The following is a 7,976-nucleotide window of genomic DNA, read 5'->3' as shown; positions in this document are numbered from 1 at the left end:
AAGAAGATTTTGATAAAGAAATTTTTGCAGATATTCATATTACTCATTACCCTTTAAGAGATTTTAAGGGAATGCTGTGTGATATGGGTAATGTTCTTAGTGATTATGCTAAAATTGGTAGTCGTAATTCTAAAGCTATTGCTCATGGTAAATTATCAAAGCATATGATGCATCTTGTTAGATTGTATTTAATGGCTTTCGATATTTTAGAGCGTGGTGAAATTATCACTTACAGAGAAGCAGACCATGATTTCTTAATGGAGATTTTAAATGGTAAATATTTGGACGAAAAACAGCAACCAATTCCAGAATTTTTCGATTTAGTTAAAGCTTTAGAAGAATTTAAAGGCGTTTACAGACGTTTTAACACCATAGGCAAAACCGACGGCGTTGAAGTTATAGACGACTTCGCCCACAACCCGCATAAACTGGCGGCGACTTTAAAAGCCGCCCATTTAAGAGGGAAAAGGGTTTTGGCTTTCTTTCAGCCGCACGCTTTTACTTCCGTACAGCTTCTGCTTAAGGAGTTTATTGAGGAGTTTACGCGCCAAATCAAAAAGGACGATATCCTTTGGTTAAGCGAAATTTATTATGCCGGCGGAACCATACCGGAGCATATTTCCAGCAAGCTGATTTACGAGGGCCTGAAACATAACGGCGTACCCGTAAAATTTTTGCCCTGCAGGAATGAAACCGCAGCCGACATCGCCGCCGCGGCCAAACCCGGCGACGTGGTGCTTGTAATGGGCGCGAGAGACCCGACATTGACGGATTTCGCAAAGCAAATCTTCCGCGCGATAAAAGATAAAGATTACTCCAAAAAGCCGTGCAGGCAGTGCCTGATGAACGTGGATAAAAAGTTCTGATAAAAACCGGCCCCGAAAAGGCCGGTTTTTAAGTGTGATATTTTTAACTTTCATGCGTAGTATTAATGAGGGGCGCAGAGATATTTATGGATTTTGACGATACTTACAGAGAATTGTTTAAACCGGTATACGCTTATATCCTGCTGCGCGCCCAAGATAAAAATCTGGCCGAAGATTTGGCCGCGCGGACATGGCAGAAAGTCTTTGACAAACAAAATTCTTTCAACCCTGCTAAGGGCAATTTAAGGCAATGGATTTTTACCATAGCCAGAAACGAGGTTAACAGTTACTTCCGCCTGTATTACGTAAGGAAAGTGTTTTCTCTTTCGGATTTTGAGGATGACTTGGCCGGCGAAACTGAAACGGAAAATGTGGAAGCTTCCGCCGAAAAGAAACAAACGGAGCAAATCCTTAAAAACGCAATGGGCAAACTGAAATCCAATTACAGAGATATACTGGCTTTAAAATTTTACTCCGGCATGAGCAACGGGCAAATAGCCCAAACTTTAAAAATAAGCGAAAGCAACGCCGGAACATTAATAAACAGAGCTTTAAACAAACTAAAGCTTTTATTGGAGGCAGAAAATGTCGCCTGAAGAAAAAATAACAAAGTTATATCGGCAAACCGATTTTGATAAAAACAAAACCGCGCAAAATAAGGTTTACGCCAAAATCAACAAAACGCCGAAAGGCTTAAAAGCGGTATGGCTTTTGCTGCCGGCTGCAGCAATACTGGCGGCTTTGGTGTTTTGGCCTATGACGCATAACCCCGTTCTAAATACGGCCCCACACCAGCATGAAAACGCCGCACTAACTCAGGAAGAATGCGCGGATCTTTCAACAAGATATTGGTTTGAGCAGGCCGCGGAAAAGGGCAAATTGATTATGGCCAAATGCCCAAAAGAAATTTTAAACGATTACAACAATGATTTAATTTTCCGTCTAAGCCAAAGATTTGAAGAAAGCAATCAAAAGCTCTCTCAGGACGAAAAGAAGAAGCTGGACGATTGCGGGGAAAAATTTAAAACGAAAGTGCACCCGGTTATGTCTTTTGACGTAAGGTGCTGATTTAAGGAGATATAAATGCTAAAAAAATTACTGCTCTTAACCATAGCGGTTTTGGGATTTGCCAACGCTTCGGCTTACGCCGCGCAGAAGCAGCCGCTTGAAGCCGCTTTGTTTACTGCCCCTTGGTGCGGGCATTGCCAAAGGCTTAAAAAAGAATACTTAAACGAGTTTAAAAAACTTTATAATGATACGGTAAAACTCGTGGAATACGACGTAAGCCAGCCCGGCGTAAACATAATTTTTAACGATACGCTGGCGGAATATAAAGTGGAGTCGGCCGGGGTGCCCTGCATGGTGGTGGGAGAAAGCGTGCTTATGGGATATCCGGCGGAAATAAAAACCGGCGCGGACGCGGCCATACGTAAAGCTTTAGACAACAATGAAAGGACTTACTTCGGCACCAAAGCCTATATAGCCGAATGCAAAGCCAACGCGCAAAAAGCCGCGGCGGAAGAAGACGCCTCCTGCGAAAACGATCAAATAGCGCCCGGCGTAAGCAGGCAGGAAACCTTAAATATGTTTGAACAAATAACCTTCTGGGCTATAATAGCCGCCGGATTAATAGACGGCATCAATCCGTGCGCTTTTGCCGTGATAGTGTTTTTTGTTTCTTTCCTGGCGGTATACAAATATGACAGAAAAGAGGTTCTTTTAATAGGGTCATCTTATTGCTTGGCGGTGTTTTTAGCCTATATAGCCATAGGTTTGGGCTTATTTAACTTCCTCTACGCGATGAGCTCTTTTTATTATGTAATGATGATTTTTAAATGGCTTACCATAGCGTTGTGCGCGCTGTTCCTGCTGTTAAGCTTATATGACTTTTTAATATATCAGAAGACGAAAGATTATAATAAAATTCTTTTGCAGCTGCCCAAAAGCTACAAAGAGTACATACATAAAGTAATGCGCTTCTTCCTGAGAGATAAGCAAAAAAGCACTTTCAGGCTGATATTGGCCGCTTTGGCCGTGGGCTTTATAGTTTCCTTGGTAGAAGCCGTTTGCACCGGGCAAGTATATTTGCCGACTATCGCCCTGATACTTAAAGAGGCCGACGCGCATTTTGTAAGAGCGATGTTATATCTGCTGGTTTACAATTTGATGTTCATAGTGCCGCTGGCGGTAATACTCGCTTTAAGCGTTATGGGCTATGAATCAAAAGGTTTCAACGATTTCCTTAAAAAGCATTTGGGCCTTACCAAATTGGCTTTGTGCCTGCTCTTTTTGGGATTGCTGATACTGCTTTTGACCAATATGTAATTTGCTCCCGAAGTATCAAATAAATATCCCCCGGGTTTCTCATTTCCCGGGGGATTTGATTTTAAAGTTTGAAAAATCAGATATTTTCCAAGTCTTTTTCGCTCATATCGTCCCTGATGCCGAAACGCGTTAAGCAAAAATCGTATTTAACGGGATCTTCCGGGCAAAGCTTGGCGAAAGAGGCGGAAATATCAACGGCGGTTTTCATATCGGCCTGATTGCGCTTTGTAAGGCCAAGCACACGCGCCACGCGGTGCATATGCACGTCCAAAGGCACAATAAGGCAGCTTGCCGGTATTTTGGACCAGCACCCCGGATCGACTTCATCTTTGCGGATACACCAACGCAAACACAAATTCAAACGTTTTAAAGCGCTGTTTTTGGCGGGATTTGGCATAAGGGTATCTATTTTGCCGTAACTCCTCAATTTAGCCGCAAAAGCGCGCTGCGCCGCAAGATAGTCTTTGCCCGGCTCGTAGAAAGATAAAAACATATTTTCCAGGCTGCCGTATTCCTTAAGAACCGCCTTTATCGCGCAAAGCAGGTTTACCAGTTCTTCTTCAACCGTAAAACGGTATTTGAACCCGGCGAAAAGTTTTTCCATTTCGGCGCGTTCCGTATTTATGATAAAAGATTTTGGGGAAGGGCCTAAAATTGATAAAATCTTATCAACGGTTTTTATTATTTGTTTTACATTGCCGTAAGCGAAGCTTGAAGCTATTAAAGCCGTTATTTCCTTATCCGCGCCGTCTTTATAAAGATGCACGAACTGAAGAGGATCGGGAGATATTAAATTAAATTTATTGTATTTAAGATAAATATTATCCAAACATTTTTTTGTAATCATAAATAAATTCTAGCAATTTGTTACTATATAAATATATGACACTTAATCAAATCTTCGGCCGTTATAAAGAAAATTTGCCGCAAATCGAAGTTAAAGGCTTAAGCCAAAATTCAAAAGAAATTCAAAAGGACTGGGTGTTCTTCGCCGTTAAAGGCCATACGGTGGACGGGCATGAATATATCCCTTCGGCTCTGCTAAAAGGGGCCTGCGCAGTAGTTACGCAGGAAGAACTTGAAGAAGTTTATCCCGTCCCGGTAATAAAGGTGCCTAATATCGACGAAGCAATGGCCGACGCGGCCTGCGCTTTTTACGGGAATCCCTCAAACTCCTTAAACATGATAGGCATCACGGGCACAAAAGGCAAAACCAGTATTTCCTATCTCACCGAGAGCATTTTGTTTGAAGCCAAACGCAAACCAGCCGTAATGGGCACCATAAACTACCGCGTAAACGGCAAAATGATAAGCAAAGCCCCCAATACCACGCCGGCGCCGCTTTTGCTGCAAAATATAATTTACCAAGCCAAAGAAGCCGGATGCGAAGATGTGGTTATGGAAGTTTCTTCCCACGCGTTGGAATATCAGCGCGTACGGGGAATAGATTTCAATATAGCCGTATTTACCAATTTGCAAAGGGATCATTTGGATTTCCATTCCACGTTTGACAATTACTTCGCCGCAAAGAAAAAACTGTTTGAGAATTTAATCTCCCCCGATAACGCAAAGCAAAAGAAAAGCGCGATTATCAATATAGACGATCCTTACGGCGAGAAATTGGCCGAGATGTTAAAAAACAAAGTTAAACTTATAACTTACAGTTTAAACAAACCGGCGGATTTTACCGCGACGGATATAAAAACTTCCCTTGAAGGCGTAACGTTTAAAGTTAACGGAGAAAGCGCGAAACTGAACCTTTTGGGCGCGCATAACGTATATAACGCTTTGGCCGCAATAGCCGTGGCAAGCCGCCTGGGAATACATATAAAAACGGCGATAAAAGGACTTGCCGCTTTAAAAGGCGTACCCGGCAGAATGGAAAGAGTGGACGAAGGCCAAGATTTTTATTTGTTTGTAGACTTCGCCTACACCAACGAAGCCCTGCTTAAAGCCTACGACGCCGTAGCCCCGTTTAAAAGAGGACGCATAATAACGGTCTTCGGCTGCGGAGGGCAGCGCGACACTACAAAACGCCCCCTTATGGGCGCAAGCGCGGCTAAGAACAGCGATTTGGTACTGATAACAAAAGATAATCCGCGGAAAGAAGACCCTAATAAAATTTTCGCCGATATTCTTAACGGAATGCCTTTTGCCGACAACTTCAACATTATCCCGGACAGACGCCAAGCCATTTTTGAGGCTGTCCGCGCGGCCCGCAAAGACGATATTGTAATAATAGCCGGCAAAGGACATGAAGACTACCAAATACTGCCCGGCGGCGTTATACATTTTTCCGACAGGGAGGAAGCCGAAAAGGCTTTAAGAGAATATGTTTTCACCAAAAAAATTTAAAGGCAAAAAGGCTTGCGTACTTGGAATGGGCAAAAGCGGAATAAGCTGCGCCCGTTTGTTAAAAAGGCAAGGCTTTGACGTACTTATAAGCGAAAGCGGCGTTATGCCGGTGCCGACCGGGCTTGAAGGCATAGAAACGGAAACGGGCGGGCACACAGAAGCGGTTTTTAAATGCGACTTCGCCGTAAAAAGCCCGGGGATATCCCCAAGGCACCCGGTTTTGACAAAGCTGAAAAAGCTTAAAAAGCCCGTCTTCAGCGAGTTGGAAACGGCCTGCGCCTTTATACCGAAAAACTGCAAAATATTCGCAATAACCGGCACAAACGGCAAAACGACCACCACCGTAATGCTTAGCGAAATTATGAAAGCCCATTGCCTCAGCGAAAAGAAGAACCGTAAAGTTTACACCGTCGGCAATATCGGCAAACCGTTTTCTTCCGTGGCGGATTCCATAGAACCCGGCAGCATTGTGGTTATTGAAGTTTCCAGCTACCAGCTGGAAGACAGCACTTATTTTAAACCTTACGTAAGCGCGCTGCTTAATATCACGCCGGATCACGAAGAACATCACGGCAGCTTGACAAAATATATCGCCGCAAAAGGCAAAATCTTTAAAGATCAAACGCCGAACTGTTCTTTTATTTCCAACGGCGCGGACGGACGCTGCGTGAAGTTTATGAAGAAAGCCCCCTGCAAAGTGCTTGCGTTTTCTTCCACGCCGCGCCACAGCGTTAAAGTGGACGCTTTTTATGACGGGGACGAGATGATTTTCTCCGACGGATATCACATAAAACCGCCCAAGCTTATGATAGGAATGCACAATATAGAAAACGCCATGGCGGCCTCTTTAATGGCTTTTGCCGCAAAGGTAAAACAAAAAGACGTGCAAACCGGCTTTAACACTTTTAACTGCCCCGAACACAGAATAGAATTTTTCTGCGAGTATAAAGGGATAAAATGTTATAACGATTCAAAAGCCACAAATATAGATTCCACTCTGACGGCTTTAAAAACTTTGCAAAGCGAAAATAAAATTTGGATTATTTTGGGAGGACGCGGCAAAGGCGCGCCTTACAAACCTTTGCTTCCGTTTTTAAACCGCTTTTGCAAGCACGCGGTGTTGATAGGGGAAGATTCCAAAAACATAAAGCAGCAGCTTTCCGGACGCTTCCCCGCGACGGAAAAGGGCGATTTGCAAAATGCCGTGGAATATATATTTTCAAAAGCGCAAAAAGGCGATATATTATTGCTCTCTCCGGCTTGCGCGTCTTTCGACCAGTTTAAAGACTTTGAACACCGCGGCCAGGTTTTTAAACAGATAGTAAAAGAATACGTGCGGAAGCATTAAACATATATTAAGGATTAGTATCCGTATACTGCTTTAAAGTTACAGAAACGGGCGGAGAGTAAAACCTCCGCCCGTACTTTTTAAATTTATTTGCTTTATTATCGATAAAGAGTTTATTGATAATCTTATTTTAGCTAGAAAATCAAATGTTGATGTAAGAATAATGGTCCCTGGAATACCTGATAAAAAGCTTGTTTATATGGTAACACAAAGTCACTATGAAATGCTTCTTAAAAATGGAGTTAGAATATATGAATATACTCCAGGATTTAATCATGCAAAAAACTTTATCTCAGATGATAAATATGGTGTTGTAGGGACTATAAATGTTGATTATAGAAGTTTATACTTGCATTTTGAGAACGGAGCGCTTATAATAGATGATGAAGTTGTTAATAAAATGAAAAATAACTTTTTAGATGATTTAAATGAGCAAGAAAAAGCTAAAATAATATCAACTACAGTATTAGTACTGATGATAACACTAACCTCCATCACATTATTGCTTTGTCCATTTGCCACAATTAAAACCAAGGCTCAGATAGAGTCTTTGTTTGATGAAGTGTCGATGAGAATTGAAGCAAGCCTAAACTATGATGGAAGTTTCTATGTAAATAATATGCCATTAGGATTCAGCTCAAATCCGTATGATTATATTAAAAACAACCCAGAATACAATGAATTAGTGGCGCTTGGCACAGATGCTATACCTATTATAGAACAGTATATATCAGAAACTACGAGTTTTTACGGATATATATTATCCATAGCAATTGAAGACATTGCAAAGATTAATCTTAAAAATTTTGATGAATATAAATGGAGCACATCCTCAACTTTTTTAGAATCTTGGTCTAATATAAAAAACGATGTTGACGATGCTGTATATAATATATACTACAATAAAAACATTATAATGTCAAGATTTGTCGTTATAAAATCAGACAACAAAAGCCCATCAAAAGATGGGCTTTTGTTGGAATATTACGGTTTTTTAATCTTATTGAGTTGAGCATTGAGTCCAAGCAAATCTTCTTTGGAGAATTTGATATTTGCCGCACCCATAAGGCTTGTGAGACGAA

Annotated in this window: 8 protein-coding genes; 7 read left to right on the top strand and 1 reads right to left on the bottom strand. The window is 41.7% G+C overall.

Annotation, left to right across the window (positions count from 1 at the left end; genetic code table 11):
- The first annotated feature begins 164 nt into the window (after positions 1 to 164).
- From ACQY26_RS01345 to ACQY26_RS01330, 4 genes are all read left to right on the top strand, one after another.
- Positions 165 to 866 carry a glutamate ligase domain-containing protein gene (locus ACQY26_RS01345; RefSeq protein ID WP_428047285.1) on the top strand — a complete coding sequence of 234 codons (702 nt, stop codon included), beginning with the start codon at positions 165 to 167 and terminating at the stop codon, positions 864 to 866.
- A gap of 86 nt (positions 867 to 952) precedes the next feature.
- Entirely contained in the window at positions 953 to 1,462 is a 510-nt protein-coding gene (locus ACQY26_RS01340; RefSeq protein ID WP_428047284.1) for an RNA polymerase sigma factor, read from the top strand.
- On the top strand, positions 1,452 to 1,934 hold the full coding sequence (locus ACQY26_RS01335; protein ID WP_428047283.1) for a hypothetical protein: 483 nt from the start codon (positions 1,452 to 1,454) through the stop codon (positions 1,932 to 1,934). The genes ACQY26_RS01340 and ACQY26_RS01335 overlap by 11 nt, the downstream gene beginning before the upstream one ends.
- Before the next feature lie 15 nt (positions 1,935 to 1,949).
- On the top strand, positions 1,950 to 3,191 hold the full coding sequence (locus tag ACQY26_RS01330) for a thioredoxin domain-containing protein (RefSeq protein WP_428047282.1): 1,242 nt from the start codon (positions 1,950 to 1,952) through the stop codon (positions 3,189 to 3,191).
- A gap of 76 nt (positions 3,192 to 3,267) precedes the next feature.
- Here ACQY26_RS01330 and ACQY26_RS01325 read toward each other — a convergent pair whose 3' ends face one another.
- Complete coding sequence (locus ACQY26_RS01325) at positions 3,268 to 4,038, bottom strand: TIGR02757 family protein (RefSeq protein ID WP_428047281.1); 771 nt, start codon at positions 4,036 to 4,038, stop codon at positions 3,268 to 3,270.
- A gap of 35 nt (positions 4,039 to 4,073) precedes the next feature.
- On the opposite strand from ACQY26_RS01325, the gene ACQY26_RS01320 reads away from it, so the two are divergent.
- The 3 genes from ACQY26_RS01320 to ACQY26_RS01310 all read left to right on the top strand — a co-directional run bounded on the left by ACQY26_RS01320 (position 4,074) and on the right by ACQY26_RS01310 (position 7,906).
- The gene (locus tag ACQY26_RS01320; RefSeq protein ID WP_428047280.1) at positions 4,074 to 5,546 is read left to right on the top strand and encodes a UDP-N-acetylmuramoyl-L-alanyl-D-glutamate--2,6-diaminopimelate ligase; all 1,473 of its coding nucleotides are present in this window, start codon (positions 4,074 to 4,076) and stop codon (positions 5,544 to 5,546) included.
- Complete coding sequence (gene murD / locus ACQY26_RS01315) at positions 5,524 to 6,894, top strand: UDP-N-acetylmuramoyl-L-alanine--D-glutamate ligase (RefSeq protein WP_428047279.1); 1,371 nt, start codon at positions 5,524 to 5,526, stop codon at positions 6,892 to 6,894. Before ACQY26_RS01320 ends, murD begins: the two co-directional genes overlap by 23 nt.
- Positions 6,895 to 6,982: 88 nt before the next feature.
- The gene (locus tag ACQY26_RS01310) at positions 6,983 to 7,906 is read left to right on the top strand and encodes a phospholipase D-like domain-containing protein (RefSeq protein WP_428047286.1); all 924 of its coding nucleotides are present in this window, start codon (positions 6,983 to 6,985) and stop codon (positions 7,904 to 7,906) included.
- Positions 7,907 to 7,976 lie beyond the last annotated feature (70 nt).

The organism is Candidatus Proelusimicrobium excrementi (assembly GCF_937881865.1).
Taxonomy (GTDB): Bacteria; Elusimicrobiota; Elusimicrobia; order Elusimicrobiales; family Elusimicrobiaceae; genus Proelusimicrobium; species Proelusimicrobium excrementi.
Note: the sequence above shows the minus strand (reverse complement) of the source record. Positions and strands in the feature narration are given on the sequence as shown.

Excerpts from the sequence above, each read along its gene's own strand:
- ACQY26_RS01335 (WP_428047283.1), top strand. The coding sequence starts at position 1,452 with ATGTCGCCTGAAGAAAAAATAACAAAGTTATATCGGCAAACCGATTTT.
- ACQY26_RS01340 (WP_428047284.1), top strand. The coding sequence starts at position 953 with ATGGATTTTGACGATACTTACAGAGAATTGTTTAAACCGGTATACGCT.
- murD (WP_428047279.1), top strand. The coding sequence starts at position 5,524 with ATGTTTTCACCAAAAAAATTTAAAGGCAAAAAGGCTTGCGTACTTGGA.
- ACQY26_RS01345 (WP_428047285.1), top strand. The coding sequence starts at position 165 with ATGATGCATCTTGTTAGATTGTATTTAATGGCTTTCGATATTTTAGAG.
- ACQY26_RS01325 (WP_428047281.1), bottom strand. The coding sequence starts at position 4,038 with ATGATTACAAAAAAATGTTTGGATAATATTTATCTTAAATACAATAAA.
- ACQY26_RS01320 (WP_428047280.1), top strand. The coding sequence starts at position 4,074 with ATGACACTTAATCAAATCTTCGGCCGTTATAAAGAAAATTTGCCGCAA.
- ACQY26_RS01330 (WP_428047282.1), top strand. The coding sequence starts at position 1,950 with ATGCTAAAAAAATTACTGCTCTTAACCATAGCGGTTTTGGGATTTGCC.